The sequence below is a fragment of the Dyadobacter sp. 3J3 genome, assembly GCF_009801115.1.
Lineage (GTDB): Bacteria > Bacteroidota > Bacteroidia > Cytophagales > Spirosomataceae > Dyadobacter.
The window spans coordinates 1-16,531 of the sequence record NZ_VTOL01000009.1; the positions used below are offsets into that span (position 1 = coordinate 1).

Here is a 16,531-nt window from a genome sequence, read left to right on the forward strand (position 1 = left end):
CATTTTGAACCAGCATGTTGAACAGGTTTTTCCAATATACACCTGTACTTTCCATCGCTACTGTTTCGATAGAGCATTTTTTTAACCACAAAACAATTTCCATCAGATCACAAGTGAAGGCACCGAATGTGCGCACACTTTCTACATCACGGCCTGGCGGAACTGCTACTGCATGGATCGTGTCGCCTATATCGATTCCGGCTGCATTAGGATTGATTAAGGCCATTTCAACAAATTTTGAAGCGCTCGTAAGATTGTCCTTTTCCATTTTGTTTATAACTTTAAATGTGAAAAGCTCTCTGCCAGATTACTTCGATGAGATTACTCTACTATAAGAACTCCGACGTTCAATTTGAAACTCAAAAAGTAATCCGAACCAAACTTTGCGATGAATTCAAATTCATTACAGAAACGGTTTTGCTGCAGAGAGCTTTCATAAAGTTATTAATCACGAAACAAAATTCCTTATTGGGTAACTTTGCGTGAAACCCTTTATCTTAAAATCCTATTCTCCCTCTCCCATATCTCCCTCTATTCCCATCCGCATAATACCGCAGCTCTTCAAGTTCTTTCTCAAAACCACCTGAAAGAATTGGGAAGCGGCACCAGGAGCGTGGATCAAGATTTAAATCATCCAAATGAAAAGATGGCGCGTAACGCTCACGTTTCCACTGATTCCGGCTCCAAAGTTTAAAAAAACGTTCGGTCCAGCCCAAAATCTGGGATTCAGAATAAACCTCTTTGAAACGGATCACTACATTTTTATAACAATCAACTGGCGATTTTTTATCCCGTATCGCTACTTTTTCCAAGGCATCCAGAAAATCGTACGGCATCAGATCAGCTTCATCCGTTTGGTTTAATTCCAGCGGGCGAAGTTCCGCAGTTGGCTGCAGGGAGTTTACTTTTTTCAAACCCTCAATCCGGATATGTTTTCCTTTTACTTCACAACCCACCGTTTCCAGCCAGCGCAGCCATTGACGCAAGTAATGTTTGTCAATTCCGGCAAGCGGACTGATACTTCCGGCGGTATCTCCATCCATTGTTGCATACCCTACTGCAACTTCTGAGCGGTTGGAAGTGGCCAAAAGCAGATGATTTGACAAATTGGTAAGCAACCAAACACCCGGAGCCCGAACCCTCGCCTGAATATTCTGCAAAGCAATATCATCCGTTTTCCATGATAATTGTCTGCCAATTTGTTCTTCGATCAGACTTTTATATGTTTCAACAAGTCCGTTTATATTGATATTATAAAAAGTAGAACCAATCGATTCTGCAAGAGATTGTGCAGATTCCAGTGTGTCGTTTGAACTGTTTTCCGTTCCCTGATATATATTATGTACCAAAGCCAGCGCTAAATCTTCCTCCGTTTTTGCCGACTGGATTTCTTTGATATAAGAAAGTTTTTCTTTGAAACGCTCCAAACCAATACTTTCATCAGCAAGGCGGATCATCAATCCACATAACGCAGTACAGGCACAGGAATCAGCACCACCGGAAAGAGAAATCGTAAATCCGTTTGAACGGCTTTTTCTTAAATAATCAAAAAGTCCGAGCGAGACAGCTCGGGCAAATTCTTCTTCCTTCAACGCACCGCCTTTTTCAAAAGCTTCCAACTCTGCAATCTGCTGTGGAACAGGATCGATTTCTGGAAAGTCAAAACGAGCCGGTACGCGCCAGGTTTTATCTTTTATGGAAGATGAAATTTTATTTTGAAGCTGATTCAAACGCGTATTGTCCGTATCTATAACTGCTGCAATAATGAGGTGATCTTCATAACTAAAACGCTCACTGCTAACCAGCATTTCGCCGTTGGAAGCAATCATCGCATCACCGTCATAAATTGCTCTTCCAGCCTCATTTCCCAACAAATTGGTATAAATATAACTGCAACCAAAAGATCTTGAAGCGTCCAAAACGAGTCTTTCACGGGTAAGAAATTTGTGGAAAGCAAAGTGACTTGCACTTGGATTTAAGATAATATCAACGCCTCTTTCATAGTGACGGCGTCCCGGACGGTTAGAAACCCAGGCATCTTCGCAAATTTCAAAACCGATTCTGACACCAGAAAGATCAAAAATGATATCGCCAATAGGATATAACATCTGGTCAATTTCAATGCTTTCTACCAAACCTGCAGGCCAGGGACGAAACCAGCGCGCTTCATAATGAATTCCGTTATTGGCCAGGTTTTGTTTGCAATAGAAACCAATAATCTGTTTGTTGGCAATAAGGCAGGCGGTATTATACAAACTGTTGTTATGACGCACTGGTAAACCTACGGCAACGACAATTCCAGCCGTTTCGCTTACAATTTCATGCAAACATTTCATTGCCTGCTCTGCAAGATCCGCGGCGAAAAAATAGTCTTCACAACCATAACCGGATATACATAATTCAGGCAAACAAATCAAACTTACATCCTGCTTTTTAGCCTCTTCAATCGCCTGAATAATATGTTTCGTGTTGGATTCCCACGCCATCGGTGTTTGGTTTACGACACCCGAAGCTACTTTTATAAATGACATAATTAATAATCCGGTTTGTGGTCTCCAATTTTAGCCTAACAATTCTAATTCTCTGACAACATAACAAAAAAATGGCGAGAAGAATTAAATCAACCGCAAGGAATAAAAAAATGGAAAGTTACTGATTACCGTTTAATATTAATAATTATAATAAATAGAATAATAATTATAAATAACTTATTTTTACACCAGTCAATTTTACTAAACTTCACACTTATGAAACCGTCATTATGTTTGCTTTACATTTTGTTTTGTTTGAGTGTAACACTTTCGTGTACTAACGAAGAACCGGAATCCAGACAAACGGCATTAACCAAAGATGAAGCCCTCCATTTAATTCAGTCACAATACCTTTATGTTACCAAAATTGAAAGAAAGGTCGGCAACGAAACAGTTGACCTGACCTATTTGCCAGAATTTAATGTATATAGAAAAGGAATATTTTTCCTCTTTCGACAAGGATTTATTCTTATTTTAACCGGTAATGAAATACTAAATTTCCCGCATCAGCAAAAACGTTTTTTTTCTCAGACAAAATTCCGCTGCCATTAAACCTCGAATATTATTGGGACGACGTAGCCGGAACTGTTGTTACAAAGAGTAATACATCAACAAGTACCATTCCTATACCATTTGAAAATCCAGCAAAACTTGATCTGGCTAGTATTGTTGGCTATTCTACAATCGAAGCAGCCCAAAACGCTCCAACACCGCCTATGATGAAATTTACAGTGGATGTCACAGATCCAAAACTTGGTCCGGCAACTTACTCCTATACTTTGAAACCGGTCTGGTCATATGAAAAGGCTGGTGACCTACCAAACTATTATAATTTCGTGGTGTTTTAAGTGAACTCGCTGATTTTTGATAGAAAAAATTAAAATATCGATTCAATAAAAATTGAGATCGGCCGACATCGGCTGATCTTTTGGTTAAAAATTCGTTACAAACTATTCATTTTTACTTAGAAAAAGTCCCTGATCATGGGCGCTGTTTTCATCACGCTCTATTTTTTACCTACTTTTGCAAATACTTAAATTTTAACCAGTCCGATTTCTTTGCAATTTCCTTCTTTTATCGCCAAACGCATCCGGAATAATGAAGCCGGTTCATTTTCAGCAACCGTTTCACGTATTGGCGTGGCCAGTATTGCTATCGGCGTAGCGGTCGGAATTATTTCTTTTGCAGTTTTAATCGGCTTCAAGAAAACCATTCAGGAAAAGGTTTTCCTCTTTGGCGCCCATATCAACATCACCGCTTTCGCACAGGGAAATACCTATGAAGAAGGTGCGATGAATATAAAAAATCCGGTTTCTGATGCCCTGAAAATAATGCCGGAAATAAGTCACTGGCAGGCAGTCGCTCACAAATCAGGAATTTTAAAAACGCCGGATGAAATAAAAGGCGTAGTATTAAAAGGAGTAGGAAAAGATTATGACTGGAGCCTTTTCAAAACTTCGCTGATCGAAGGAAGGCTGATTGGTTCAAATGACTCTTCTTCGATCAAATACGGTTACTCGTCAGAAATCCTGATCAGCCGGAAAATTGCTTCACAGTTAAGGTTAAAAGCAGGCGACCAGGTTATTATGTATTCTTTACAAGATCCGCCAAGGCCAAGAAAACTCACGGTCACCGGAATTTATGATACCCAAATGGAAGAATTTGATGATCGACTGGTTATTGGCGATCTCAGACTTGTTCAACGGCTCAACGGCTGGGGCGAGGATTCCATTGGTACCTATGAAATTTATTTAAAAGATTTCAAACAACTCGATCAGGTTGCTCTTCAACTAAAACAAATACTTCCTCCGGCTGTTTATCTTCAAAAAGTTACGGATACATTTCGTCAGTTATTTGACTGGCTATACCTTTTGGACAAAAACACGGCAGTTTTTCTGACACTGATTTTGTTCGTGGCATGTTTTAATATGATCTCCATTTTATTGGTTATGATCATGGAAAGAACGCCGTTAATCGGACTTTTGAAAACGCTTGGAAGCCCAAATAAACAAATCAGGCTGGTATTTCTGCGGGTAGGATTGTATATGGTCCGTCAGGGATTATTGATCGGGAACATTGCCGGGCTGGCTTTCTGCTGGTTGCAGCATCAATTTAAAATCATCCCGCTCGATCCTGTTAATTACAATATGGATACCGTCCCAATCGTATTCGACTGGCCGACTTTTTTATTGATCAATGTTACAACCATTATAGTATCTGCATTAATCCTGATGATTCCCACGCTGATCATCACAAGAATTCAACCTATAAAAGCGCTTCTTTTTAAAAAATAATAATGTAGGTTACACAGAGATTTTTATAATTAAAACTCTGTGTCCCTCTCCTTTTCTCTGTGGTTCTCTGTGTAACCTAAAACATTACCAGATAACTTTATTCAACAACTCAGCTGCCCTCAAAAGTTACACAGGGGACCACGGAGATAAAAAGAGGGACACAGAGAATTTTTTCAATAAAACTCTGTGTCCCTCTCCTTTTCTCTGTGGTTCTCTGTGTAACCTAAAACATTACCAGATAACTTTATTCAACAACTCAGCTGCCCTCAAAAGTTACACAGGGGACCACGGAGATAAAAAGAGGGACACAGAGAATTTTTTCAATAAAACTCTGTGTCCCTCTCCTTTTCTCTGTGGTTCTCTGTGTAACCTAAAAAATTACCAGATAACTTTATTCAACAACTCAGCCGCCCTCAGAAGTTAAACAGGGAACCACGGAGATAAAAAGAGGGGCGCAGAGAATTTTCTCAATAAAACTCTGTGTCCCTCCCCTTTTCTATGTGGTTCTCTGTGTAACCTAAAAAATTACCAGATAACTTTATTCAACAACTCAGCCGCCCTCAAAAGTTAAACAGAGAACCCCGGAGATAAAAAGAGGGACGCAGAGAATTTTCTCAATAAAACTCTGTGTCCCTCTCCTTTTCTCTGTGGTTCTCTGTGTAACCTAAAAAAATTACCAGATAACTTTATTTAACAACTCAGCCGCCCTCAAAAGCGTGTCGTCGTTTTTGGCGAAGCAGAATCTTAGTACCCGAAAGTTAGTTTCCTCTCCATAAAATGCGGAAAGTGGAATCGATGCAACTCCGGCTTCTCTCGTTAATCTTTCAGCTAAAAACAGATCGTTTTCTTCTGACAGATTTTTATAAGATACATTTTGAAAAAAGCTACCTTCTGATGGTTTCAGAATAAATCCAATATCTTTTATCGCATCATTAAAAATATTTCTTTTCCGCTCATAAAAAGCAGAAAGGCTTTGATAATGCTCTGGTTCTTTCAGAAATTCTGCGATGGCAAATTGAAATGGCGTGATCACACTGAAAACCATAAACTGGTGTATTTTCCGAAATTCTGCTGTGAATTCCTTCGGTGCCAGACAATAGCCAACTTTCCAACCCGTGACATGAAAAGTCTTTCCAAAAGAACCGCATAAAAATGTCCGGGACGCCAGGGAAGCAATGGAAGCAGCCGAAACGTGTTTTAAATCATCAAAAATAATATGTTCATAAACCTCGTCGCTGATCACGAAAAGATCATTTTTTTCCGCCAGGAAATCAAGCTGTTTCAAATCAGATTCCGTCCAGACTTTTCCTGTCGGATTATGAGGCGTGTTGATAATAATCGCTTTGGTTTTTTGCGTCACTTTTGATCTGACAATTTCCCAGTCGATGTATTCGTATTGCGGATCCAGTGTTACAAAAACGGGAATTCCGCCGTTCATTTCAATTGCCGGGACGTAACTGTCGTAAGCCGGTTCAAAAACAATAACCTCATCTCCTGGATTGACAACCGTAGAAATGGCCACGTAAAGTGCTTCCGTTGCACCGCTTGTTATGGTAATTTCGGATTCCGGATGATATTCCGTATTAGTCGCAGCAAAAACTTTTTGCGAAATCGCTTCCCTCAACCCCATCACACCGGCCATAGGCGCATACTGATTTTTTCCCTGACGAATATATTTGTCAACCAGCTTTTGCAGATCCGGAGAACAATCAAACTCAGGAAAACCCTGCGCCAGATTTATTGCCTTATAATCCTCGGCAAGTTTGGACATGCGTGTAAAAATTGTAGTACCGACTTTGGGCAATTTCGACCGGATTGCTGATGTAGCGGAAGGCATAATGGATGACAGGTTAATTGAAAACAGAACCGGCAATCCGGCTGATTCAAATATAATTGAAACAGCCAGACTGCCGGTGTCGGAGGATATATTTTAATGACTTTATTTTTTCTCTTTCCAGTGATAAACAGATTTTAATAATTCCTTACGATCCGGCGTTCCATCAAAGTTTTCATCGACAAAAGTATATGTTACCTTTCTGTCTTTCCCGATCACGAATAATGAAGGTGTAAAAACTTCTTCTGAAATTCCAGCAATCCGATCCCAGATAGGCGAAGTTTCAGAATATACTCCATACGATCTTGCTACGTTAAAATCCTTATCGTGAATGATCGTAAAATCAAGATTCAGCTTTTTCGAAATCCGGGCGATTTCTTTGGGAGATTCATTCGTTAAAACTAAAAGTTGTCCGCCAAAGGCTTCAATTTGAGGAGCCAACTCTTGCAAAGCAGCCAAATGTTTCGGTGCATAACTTCCCCAGCATGGACAATAGAAACTCAAAACCAGCGGATTGTAAGCAATCAGTTCCATGAGTGATTTGGAATCATCGGCAACAGAGAATCCTGAAACGGAAGTAACCTGTACGCCATCTGCTGATTTAAGATAGAAAATAGGAGCAAAATCACCGGTTTTCAACTCTTCAGCCCGCTCATCCAATTCTCTTTCTTTTAGCTGAATGGTAGAAATATTACCCAGCTCGTCTTCGATTTCGTAATACATAATCGTTAGGGTTGTGCACCTGTTTGAGTTTCTAAGTACAAATGTATTATCAATCTATTTAATCTACAATATCAATAGACTTTTAATTTGTAAAGTTTTTTTCTAGTAGAAAGAAGCGGCATTTTTGTTTACTTATTATTATGAGCATTGACTTATGATTACTTCCGGAGCTACTCTTTGATCTGACCCAACAATTATGAAACGTAAATTTCTACTACTTACATTTTTTGTTCTTTATCTTTCATTTTCAAGTCATTCCCAGTCTGTCAACTGGCGCGAAATTTATCCTGGTGTCTGGAAGGGCGTTGTCGGCAAACCTGATGTTTATAACCTATTAAATGCCGTAGATGTACAACCGTCACCTGCACTTCAAAAATTACAAAAAGCAACTTTCCCGCTTAATAACGGGGATATATCGGTTGAAGTAAGAAATGGAAAAACCTATTTGCGTTTTCCACTGGAACGAAATGAACAGCTTTATGGCTTTGGCCTGAACTTCCAGACCATTCATCAGCGAGGCAGAATTATGCAGCTTCATGTTGATCATTATGGAAAGTCCGACAATGGGCGTACGCATGCTCCTACTCCCTTTTACGTTTCTTCTTTGGGCTATGGCGTCTTCGTTAATTCTGCTAAATATATTGATGTTTACGCAGGTTCTTCGGTCAGGAAAGACAGCAAAAATCCTCCGGAAGTTCAGAACCGTAATACAGATGATAACTGGAGTGCGCACCCTTATTCTGATGCCGTGGAAATGCTGGTTCCGGCGGAAGGGATTGAAATGTATGTGTTTGCAGGCCCAAAACCTGTCAATGTCATCGAGCGGTTTAATTTGCTTGGTGGCGGCGGTTGTCTGCCTCCAAGATGGGGATTGGGATTTACCCAACGCGTAAACCGCTTGTATACCGACGCACAGGTAAAAGCAGAAGCAAAAGCTTTTTCGGATAAAGGTTTCCCTCTGGATTTTATAGGACTGGAACCAGGCTGGCAAAGTAAATCTTATCCTTGCACTTTTGAATGGGATAAAACACGCTTCCCGAATCCTGAAAAATTTGTAAAAGAAATGGACGAAGTGGGTGTTAAAATCAATTTGTGGACTAACCCATATGTATCGCCGGATGCTGAAATTTATTCGAAAATAAAACCATTTACAGGTTCTCATTTAGTTTGGAATGGCGTTGTACCCGATCTTTCAATGCCGGAAGCCAGAAAAATCTTATTTGATCAGTTTGAAAAAGAACATGTAAAAATTGGCGTGAGCGGTTATAAAATTGATGAAGTAGATGGTTTCGACTCATATGTCTGGCCTGATGTGGCTACTTTTCCTTCCGGCCATACCTCAGAACAAATGCGCCAGACTTACGGATTGCTGGTTCAGAAATATTCCTATGAAATGTTCAGGAAAAATAACCGCAGGACTTACAGCTTAGTACGAGGTTCCAATGCCGGCGGTTCTTCCTTTCCCTATGTGATTTACAACGATAATTACAGTCACGAGGATTTCATTACGGCTTTGATCAACAGTGGCTATGCCGGTGTGCTTTGGACGCCCGAAGTACGCGCTTCAAAAACAAGTGAAGAGTGGCTGAGAAGATTTCAAACAGTTTGTTTTTCTCCAATGGCGATGATTAATGCATGGGCGAGCAGTACCCAGCCCTGGACTTTTCCGGAGGTTGCAGAACAGGTGAAAGAAGTTGCTCAGCTGCGTATGCGAATGATGCCTTACTGGTATTCCACTTTTGCAAAATATCATTACGAAGGAACGCCGCCTTTCCGCGGAATGAGTTTGGAAGAAGGTTTTAGAAGTGATTTGACAAAAGAAAAAACCGCAACAAATCTGGAAGAAAATCCTTACGAAGAAGCAACTTCAAAAGAAGTAAAAGACCAATATATGGCTGGTGAATATTTACTGGTAGCACCGATGTTTACAGGCCAGACTTCCAGAAAAGTAATACTGCCAAAAGGAAAATGGTATGATTTCTACAACGGAAATTTTGTCGGCGACGGCCAGGTAATCACGATTACACCCGGACTTGCCAAAATTCCTGTTTTCGTAAAAGAAGGTGGAATTATTCCTATGATGCCACCCTTATTGCACGCGCCTAAGGCTGGGGAAAAAGTAGATCTGGAAATTCGTGTATATGGTAAAAAGCCAGCTGTTTCAAGATTGTATGACGACGATGGTGAAACTTTTGCTTACGAAAAAGATCAATATTCCTGGAGGGATTTGATCGTTGAAGAAAAAAACGGAGTTTTGAAAGGCCGAATTTCAGAAGCTGAAAGTGGCAAACCTAATTCCATTGGAAGAATAAAATGGCACTTTATTACCAAATCAATTAAATAACATTCAGATTTTTGAAGTTCAGCGTGATATGCTGAATTATTGAACTATTGAGAAGTAAATCTTTGGTAATAAATTCCGGATAAATACTTCCGGGATTTATTGTCTCAACTTCTTCCCAATGAAATAATAACTCAGTTTCATCTTCTATTACAATAAAATCATCCTGATTTTCAAGATCTGGAATTTCCATCAGGTAATAAAAACCGATTTCATGGTGTTTGATTTTGTTGTATTCGAAGAAGTTTTCAACAACCCAAAGAAGATTTCCAACGATAACTGTTTTGCCGATTTCTTCCAGCATTTCACGTAGAAGCGTTTCTTTGGAAAACTCAAACATATCAACCCTGCCACCGGGAAGACTCCAAAAATTATCCGTGGGTGTTTTATGAAGTAGTAACTTTCCATTTTGAATAGCAACACCCGCCACCCGAAAGTTAAAAAGTGCATTTTCAACAGGGAGACAAATCGTCGAAGAACCGTTCATGAATTATTTGTACTACGAAACATTTACTATTTTTCCGGCAGTGGATTCCCGGATGATCAGCGAAGTTTTCAATGATCTGCTTTCAAAAATAGTTGGTTTTTTAGGATGTTCAATCAGTTTGATCAAAAGCTCCGTAGCCTGGTTTCCCATATCCATAGCAGGCTGAACAACGGCGGTTAAAGGTGGATTCAGCAATTCGGCAACGCCAATATTCGTAAATCCGACAATAGCAATTTCATCAGGAATCCGGATATGTTTTCGGTGTAAAACAGAAAGACATCCGGTTGTGATCCGGTCGCTCGCCGTGAAAATAGCGTCCGGCACTTCGTCCATATCCAGCAATTCCTGGACCGCCGCCTCATTTTCACTCACAACCATGCCGCCGTGATGGCAATATTTTACATAAGATTCATCAAAGGGAATTCCAAAATCTTCCAGCGCTTTTTTATAACCTGCCAGTCGTTCCACTGTGATCGACAAATAGATAGGGCTGGTAATATGCGCGATTTTTCTTTTTCCGGTTTTTATCAAATGTTCCGTAGCCTGATAACTTCCGCCAAAATTGTCAGCAACAATTTTATGTGTATCTACTTTTTTTGGAACGCGGTCAAAAAAAACAATTGGCATTCCCTTATCAAGCAATTCTTCAAAATGGGAAATATCTGTTGTCAGGCTTGATAATGATACCAGCAAACCATCGACTTTTCTGGAAACCAGATAATTTGTATTGGCAACTTCCCGCTCATACGATTCATGACTTTGAAAAATCACAACATGGTAGCCCATATTGTAAGCAATAGATTCAATGCCATTGATAAGCTGTGAGAAAAAATTATTGGCAATTTCAGGAAGAATGACACCGATGGATTTGCTCTTACTGTCACGCAAACTCAACGCAATCGGGTTAGGCCGGTAATTCATTTTCTCGGCATATTCCAAAACAAGTTTTTTGGTTTCAGTATTGATCTCATAACTGTTCCGCAACGCACGGGAAACCGTGGAAGTGGATAAATTCAAAGCCCTGGCAATATCTTTTATGGTAATCGTTTCCAAAGAATATATTTGTTTATTGCAATTTATTCCTTAATTAACTCTACAAATCCTTCTAATGAGTGAAGATACAAAATAAGACCTTAAATCTGAAACGATCCTTTTGCAAACTTCAAATTTGGATCAATGGTAACGTTCCCGATAACGATTGCACAAAAAAAGGCCCGGCAATGTTTGATGTTTCTGATTATTAAATCTAAACTCGTTAAAATTCATATTTGTTTTCCGGTACATTCTTTTTTATTTATTGAAAAACCGGAAATGCTACAAGACCCATTTAGATGAATAGTACAAATTTATTCGACCTTACCGGAAAAACGGCGTTGGTCACAGGCTGCAACCGGGGAATAGGCAAAGCAATGGCCGAGGCCCTGGCCGAAGCAGGCGCTGACATCATCGGAGTTTCGTCATCTCTTCCCACTACCGAAAGTGAAATTCAAAAGTCAATCACAGCAATTGGACGGAAATTTTATCCTTATCAGGTGAATCTTGGCGACCGTGAAAGTTTGTATTCTTTTATCAAAACGGTAAAGGAAGAACATAAAACGATTGATATTCTGATAAATAACGCGGGCATTATTCTTCGCCAACCCGCAGCCGAACATTCGGATGAATATTGGGATCAGGTTTTGAATATCAATCTGGATGCCCCATTTATTCTTTCACGTGAATTGGGCAAAGAAATGGTCACCAGAGGATATGGCAAAATTATTTTCACAGCATCGCTATTGACTTTTCAGGGCGGAATAAATGTACCCGGATATACGGCATCCAAAAGTGCTATCGGCGGTTTGGTAAAAGCCCTTGCCAATGAATGGGCGGGAAAAGGCGTCAATGTTAATGCCATTGCTCCGGGGTATATCAATACCGATAATACCGAAGCGCTGAGAAATGATCCCGTCAGAAGTAAATCCATCCTCGACAGAATTCCTGCCGGAAGGTGGGGAATGCCGGGAGATTTTAAAGGCCCTGTTTTATTCCTTGCCTCGGATGCTTCCAACTATGTCAGTGGATCTACTTTGACTGTGGATGGCGGATGGATGGGGAGGTAATAATGAGTGAATGATGGAGTGTGTGAATGATAGAATGTTGGCTTAATCGTATTAAATAGATAATAGAATTTACAAAATATGCTGTTTTTCTGGTAGCTAATCGCTAACAGCTAACAGCCAAAAGCTAAAACCATGGAAATCAGATTTGAGAGTAGCCGTAAAGAAGTTTCCCAGATGGATACTAAAACTTTACGTGAGAATTTTTTGATTGATACAATTTTTGAGAACGATAAAATAAGCTGGGTTTATTCGCATTATGACCGTGTGATGATCGGCAGTGCAGTCCCAGCCACAGCTCCTCTGACTTTGGAAACTTTTGATTCCCTGAAAAGTAATTACTTTCTGGAAAGACGGGAAATTGGCATTATCAATATCGGTGGAGACGGAAAAGTCACAGCCGATGGCGAAGAAATTGCAATCAGTAAAATGGGTTGTATTTATGTAGGAAAAGGAACGCAGCAAGTGATATTTTCAAGTGATGACAGCGCAAATCCGGCAGCATTTTATTTATTGTCTTCTCCTGCACATCACACGTATCCAACGCGCTTATTCACAAAAGAAGATGCTACGCCGGTAACAATCGGAAGTCCGGAAACTTCCAATCACAGAACGATTTATAAGTATATTCACCTGGACGGCATTCAAAGTTGTCAATTGGTAATGGGTCTGACTGTTTTAAAAACCGGAAGCGTTTGGAATACCATGCCGTCGCATGTGCATGATCGCAGGATGGAAGCATATCTCTATTTTGATGTTCCTGCCAATCAAAGAGTTTTGCACTTAATGGGCGAACCGTCGGAAACCCGTCATTTATGGCTTTCGGATCGTCAGGCAATCATTTCTCCACCCTGGTCGATACATTCAGGATGCGGAACATCTAATTATTCTTTCATCTGGGGAATGGCAGGAGAAAATAAGAATTACACCGATATGGATGCCGTTGCGATAAGCGATTTAAAATAGTAATCAGAAAATGAAGGAGAGTTTGGAAAGTCTGAGTGCTTTGCCAAACTCTTTTTTATTGGTTTAGTACCAAATATATTTTTCCCAATTTACCCGTATCGTCTGTGAAGACGAATACTTCGTGAATGTTTAATGCCAAAATTTAAATTCGTACAGAGTAATTCCCCGACTGGCAACGTTCCCGATAACGATTGCACAACAAAAGACAATTTTTTATTTGATAATTATAATTATTAACTCTAAACTAGTCATATTCGAAGAGTAGTCGATTTCTGATTTAGTTATAATTTATTAAAAAAAGTCAATTATCAAACATGGTGCAGAGCACTCCAATAATTGTAGAAAACAAAATAAAAACCGAAATCAAAGGTGCAGAGCACCAAAATAATTGTAGAAACGGCAAATAAATTTCCAACTCCAAAAGGTGCAGCGTACCGAAATATTTGATCAACCAACAATGGACCATAAAGGAAAACAATTTATATACGATTCAGATATCGAGTGGGAAGATTTAGGTGGTGGCGTAAAACGCAAAATAATGTCTTACGACGAAAATGTAATGATGGTAAAAGTCGCCTTCGAAACAGGCGGAATTGGCTCCTTACATAATCACGTGCACAGGCAAATTAGCTACGTAGACAGCGGCGTATTTGAAATTACGATTGAGGAAAATAAAAAAACACTCAAACAGGGTGATGCTTTTTTCATCCCGCCAAATCTTGTTCACGGCGCCTTTTGCATCGAAGAAGGCACATTAATTGACATTTTCACCCCTTTCCGGGAAGATTTTATATCAAAATAAAAATAACAAAATACTATTCAAAACTTGATATTCTTAAAATGAAATACATTAGCCAGGTTCTCAAAATAACATTTTTCTGCTCTATGCTTTTCGTTTCAGCTACACAAACATTTGCTCAAAATACCCAGGCAAAAGCGGCGAACGGCAAACAATTTATTGTGGATGCAGATATTCCCTGGCAGGATCTGGGTGGCGGATTAAAGCGCAAGATTATGTCTTACGATGAAACCATGATGATGGTAAAAATTGATTTTCAAAAAGGAGGGATCGGGACACCACACAAGCACGTTCACACGCAAATGAGCTATGTTGTAAGCGGTGTTTTTGAAGTTACTATCGACGGCAAAAAACAAGTTCTCAAACAAGGAGACGGATTTTATATTCCTTCCAACATTATGCACGGCGCCGTTTGTCTGGAAGCTGGCGTGCTGATCGATATGTTTACGCCCATGCGTGAAGATTTTGTAAAATAAAAAGCCTCCTCTATCCACTTACCCGATTTTGAAAAGATCAATATTATTCCTTTCCGCATGAAACCAACGCTTACTTTTCTCCTTTTTTGTTTTTTGTCAATCGCTGCAAATGCACAGGCTCCCTGGTCGAGGAGAATGGCAGATTCCTTTATTGCCCGTAATAAAGATTCCATTCTTGTTGGAAAAAGCACACTTACGCGCTGGGATTATGAACAAGGATTGATGTTGAAAGCCATTGAAAAAGTGTGGTACCGAACGGGTGAAGGCAAATATTTTGAATATATCCGTAAGGATTTAGATCAGTATGTAAAAGAAGACGGAAGTATCCGAACGTATAAACCGGAAGATCTTAATCTGGACAATCTTCCAACCGGAAGAGCCTTGCTAACGGCATATCAGCAAACCCAGCCGGGTAAGGAAAAATATAAAAAAGCAGCCGATTTACTTTGGAAACAGTTGGAAGAACAGCCGAAAACCAAAGAAGGCGGATATTGGCACAAGAAACGCTATCCAAACCAAATGTGGCTCGATGGACTTTTCATGGCCGAACCCTTTGCAGCAGAATATAGCACCCTTTTCAATCATCCTGAACATTTTGATGATATCGCAAGGCAATTTGAGCTTATTGAAAAATACGCTGTCGATGCAAAAACAGGTTTAATTTATCATGGCTACGACGAAAGCAAGGAGCAGAAATGGGCTGATAAAAAAACCGGAGTTTCGCCCCAGTTTTGGGGCCGTGCCATTGGCTGGTATGCGATGGCTTTGGTGGAAGTACTGGATTATTTCCCAAAGGACCATCCCAAACGTGCTGAATTGATAAAATATCTTCAAAGACTGGCACCGGTTCTGGCTAAGTATCAGGACAAGAATTCCGGTTTGTGGTACCAGATTGTTGATCAGGAAAATCGTAAAGGAAATTATTTTGAAGCCTCCGCTTCCTGCATGTTTGTTTATGCTTTGGCAAAAGGTTCACGTTTGGGATATATTCCAGCCACTTACGCTGCAACGGCCAAACGCGGTTATGACGGAATTTTAAAAACATTTATAATCAAAGAGCCAGACGGATTAATCAGTATTGACAAAACCGTTAGCGTTGGCGGACTTGGCGGGACACCTTACCGCGATGGCACCTATGAATATTACCTCAGCGAACCGATCCGAAAAAATGATTTGAAGGGAGTCGGACCGTTTATTATGGCCAGTGTCGAAATGGAAATTGCTGCTGAAAATGCTATTGGAAAAGGCAAAAAAGTAGCATTGGATTATTTTTTCAACCAAGAATTCAGGAAAAATGCGGCGGGTCAGCAAGAACCATTTCACTATACCTGGGAAGATCGCCAGCATTCAGGATTTTGGCTTTGGGGTAACATTTACCATGATCTTGGTGCGCAAACGGTTTCTATCCCGACGGCTCCAACTGCGGAAAATCTGAAAGGAATAGACGTTTACATTATCGTAGATCCTGATACAAAAAAAGAAACGGCTAACCCGAATTTCATTCAGGCGAAAGATATTTCAGAAATTGAAAAGTGGGTAAAAGCAGGTGGCGTTTTAATGTTGATGGCCAATGATACTTCAAACTGTGAAATCCCCCATTTCAACGAACTGGCAAAGGTATTCGGTATTCAGTTTACCAATAAAAACAGGAATATGGTACAAGGAACGCAATTCGAACAAGGGCGAATTGATGTAACGACGGACCGGAATATTTTCACATCAGCATCCAAATTATATATCAAGGAATTATCTCCATTAGCCTTATCGGATAATGCAAAATCGGCCTTGACAGATCATGGAGATATTGTTATGGGTATTTCCAAATATGGAAAAGGAACCGTTCTCGCGATTGGAGATCCGTGGATTTATAACGAATACCTGGACGGAAGAAGAATCGACAACAGCTTTCAAAATTTTGATGCAGCGAAAGAACTTTCAATCTGGTTGTTGAAACAATCTGTAAAAAAATAAAAATGTGCCG

The 16,531-nt window shown here is 40.0% G+C and carries 14 protein-coding genes and 1 pseudogene; 9 read left to right on the top strand and 6 right to left on the bottom strand.

Annotated features, from left to right (window positions below; translation table 11 throughout):
• Together FZF08_RS19275 and nadE are read right to left on the bottom strand one after the other, a co-directional pair.
• A pseudogene (locus tag FZF08_RS19275) lies at window positions 1–226 on the bottom strand (IS110 family transposase); the annotation flags it as partial.
• A gap of 271 nt (window positions 227–497) precedes the next feature.
• Window positions 498–2,531 carry an NAD(+) synthase gene (nadE, locus tag FZF08_RS19280; protein WP_159471776.1) on the bottom strand — a complete coding sequence of 678 codons (2,034 nt, stop codon included), beginning with the start codon at window positions 2,529–2,531 and terminating at the stop codon, window positions 498–500.
• 216 nt (window positions 2,532–2,747) lie between these two features.
• Between nadE and FZF08_RS19285 the strand changes: the two genes are divergently transcribed.
• The 3 genes from FZF08_RS19285 (at window position 2,748) to FZF08_RS19290 (ending at window position 4,825) form a co-directional block, all read left to right on the top strand.
• The gene (locus FZF08_RS19285; RefSeq protein WP_159471778.1) at window positions 2,748–3,083 is read left to right on the top strand and encodes a hypothetical protein; all 336 of its coding nucleotides are present in this window, start codon (window positions 2,748–2,750) and stop codon (window positions 3,081–3,083) included.
• Window positions 3,084–3,247: 164 nt separating this feature from the next.
• Complete coding sequence (locus FZF08_RS32085) at window positions 3,248–3,379, top strand: hypothetical protein (protein ID WP_255463652.1); 132 nt, start codon at window positions 3,248–3,250, stop codon at window positions 3,377–3,379.
• A gap of 210 nt (window positions 3,380–3,589) precedes the next feature.
• Window positions 3,590–4,825: an FtsX-like permease family protein gene (locus FZF08_RS19290; RefSeq protein ID WP_159471781.1), complete on the top strand. Its 1,236-nt coding sequence runs from the start codon at window positions 3,590–3,592 to the stop codon at window positions 4,823–4,825.
• Between the two features lie 673 nt (window positions 4,826–5,498).
• Here the strand turns inward: FZF08_RS19290 and FZF08_RS19295 are convergent.
• Window positions 5,499–6,662, bottom strand: a complete 1,164-nt coding sequence (locus tag FZF08_RS19295) for a methionine aminotransferase (RefSeq protein ID WP_159471783.1) — start codon at window positions 6,660–6,662, stop codon at window positions 5,499–5,501.
• Window positions 6,663–6,764: 102 nt separating this feature from the next.
• Window positions 6,765–7,382: a redoxin domain-containing protein gene (locus tag FZF08_RS19300; protein ID WP_159471785.1), complete on the bottom strand. Its 618-nt coding sequence runs from the start codon at window positions 7,380–7,382 to the stop codon at window positions 6,765–6,767.
• A gap of 196 nt (window positions 7,383–7,578) precedes the next feature.
• Here FZF08_RS19300 and FZF08_RS19305 point away from each other — a divergent pair, with 196 nt between their 5' ends.
• Window positions 7,579–9,726, top strand: a complete 2,148-nt coding sequence (locus FZF08_RS19305; protein ID WP_159471787.1) for a TIM-barrel domain-containing protein — start codon at window positions 7,579–7,581, stop codon at window positions 9,724–9,726.
• Here the strand turns inward: FZF08_RS19305 and FZF08_RS19310 are convergent.
• Window positions 9,719–10,210 carry an NUDIX hydrolase gene (locus tag FZF08_RS19310; protein WP_159471789.1) on the bottom strand — a complete coding sequence of 164 codons (492 nt, stop codon included), beginning with the start codon at window positions 10,208–10,210 and terminating at the stop codon, window positions 9,719–9,721. The genes FZF08_RS19305 and FZF08_RS19310 overlap by 8 nt on opposite strands.
• A gap of 12 nt (window positions 10,211–10,222) precedes the next feature.
• Window positions 10,223–11,263 carry a LacI family DNA-binding transcriptional regulator gene (locus FZF08_RS19315; RefSeq protein WP_159471791.1) on the bottom strand — a complete coding sequence of 347 codons (1,041 nt, stop codon included), beginning with the start codon at window positions 11,261–11,263 and terminating at the stop codon, window positions 10,223–10,225.
• Between the two features lie 278 nt (window positions 11,264–11,541).
• Here FZF08_RS19315 and FZF08_RS19320 point away from each other — a divergent pair, with 278 nt between their 5' ends.
• From FZF08_RS19320 to FZF08_RS19340, 5 genes are all read left to right on the top strand, one after another.
• Window positions 11,542–12,312 (top strand): SDR family oxidoreductase, encoded by a 771-nt coding sequence (locus tag FZF08_RS19320; protein WP_159471793.1) that lies wholly within the window; start codon window positions 11,542–11,544, stop codon window positions 12,310–12,312.
• Between the two features lie 132 nt (window positions 12,313–12,444).
• Window positions 12,445–13,275, top strand: coding sequence for a 5-dehydro-4-deoxy-D-glucuronate isomerase (gene kduI / locus FZF08_RS19325; protein ID WP_159471796.1), 831 nt, complete (start codon window positions 12,445–12,447; stop codon window positions 13,273–13,275).
• Window positions 13,276–13,732: 457 nt separating this feature from the next.
• Entirely contained in the window at window positions 13,733–14,077 is a 345-nt protein-coding gene (locus FZF08_RS19330; protein WP_159471798.1) for a cupin domain-containing protein, read from the top strand.
• A 38-nt stretch (window positions 14,078–14,115) separates the two neighbouring features.
• On the top strand, window positions 14,116–14,550 hold the full coding sequence (locus FZF08_RS19335; RefSeq protein WP_310590608.1) for a cupin domain-containing protein: 435 nt from the start codon (window positions 14,116–14,118) through the stop codon (window positions 14,548–14,550).
• 57 nt (window positions 14,551–14,607) lie between these two features.
• Window positions 14,608–16,521 (top strand): glycoside hydrolase family 88 protein, encoded by a 1,914-nt coding sequence (locus FZF08_RS19340; protein WP_200837133.1) that lies wholly within the window; start codon window positions 14,608–14,610, stop codon window positions 16,519–16,521.
• Window positions 16,522–16,531 lie beyond the last annotated feature (10 nt).

What these genes read in the sequence shown, in the direction of transcription:
- nadE (WP_159471776.1), bottom strand. Translation starts at nt 2,531, where the DNA reads ATGTCATTTATAAAAGTAGCTTCGGGTGTCGTAAACCAAACACCGATG.
- FZF08_RS19285 (WP_159471778.1), top strand. Translation starts at nt 2,748, where the DNA reads ATGAAACCGTCATTATGTTTGCTTTACATTTTGTTTTGTTTGAGTGTA.
- FZF08_RS32085 (WP_255463652.1), top strand. Translation starts at nt 3,248, where the DNA reads ATGATGAAATTTACAGTGGATGTCACAGATCCAAAACTTGGTCCGGCA.
- FZF08_RS19295 (WP_159471783.1), bottom strand. Translation starts at nt 6,662, where the DNA reads ATGCCTTCCGCTACATCAGCAATCCGGTCGAAATTGCCCAAAGTCGGT.
- FZF08_RS19300 (WP_159471785.1), bottom strand. Translation starts at nt 7,382, where the DNA reads ATGTATTACGAAATCGAAGACGAGCTGGGTAATATTTCTACCATTCAG.
- FZF08_RS19305 (WP_159471787.1), top strand. Translation starts at nt 7,579, where the DNA reads ATGAAACGTAAATTTCTACTACTTACATTTTTTGTTCTTTATCTTTCA.
- FZF08_RS19310 (WP_159471789.1), bottom strand. Translation starts at nt 10,210, where the DNA reads ATGAACGGTTCTTCGACGATTTGTCTCCCTGTTGAAAATGCACTTTTT.
- FZF08_RS19320 (WP_159471793.1), top strand. Translation starts at nt 11,542, where the DNA reads ATGAATAGTACAAATTTATTCGACCTTACCGGAAAAACGGCGTTGGTC.
- kduI (WP_159471796.1), top strand. Translation starts at nt 12,445, where the DNA reads ATGGAAATCAGATTTGAGAGTAGCCGTAAAGAAGTTTCCCAGATGGAT.
- FZF08_RS19330 (WP_159471798.1), top strand. Translation starts at nt 13,733, where the DNA reads ATGGACCATAAAGGAAAACAATTTATATACGATTCAGATATCGAGTGG.
- FZF08_RS19335 (WP_310590608.1), top strand. Translation starts at nt 14,116, where the DNA reads ATGAAATACATTAGCCAGGTTCTCAAAATAACATTTTTCTGCTCTATG.
- FZF08_RS19340 (WP_200837133.1), top strand. Translation starts at nt 14,608, where the DNA reads ATGAAACCAACGCTTACTTTTCTCCTTTTTTGTTTTTTGTCAATCGCT.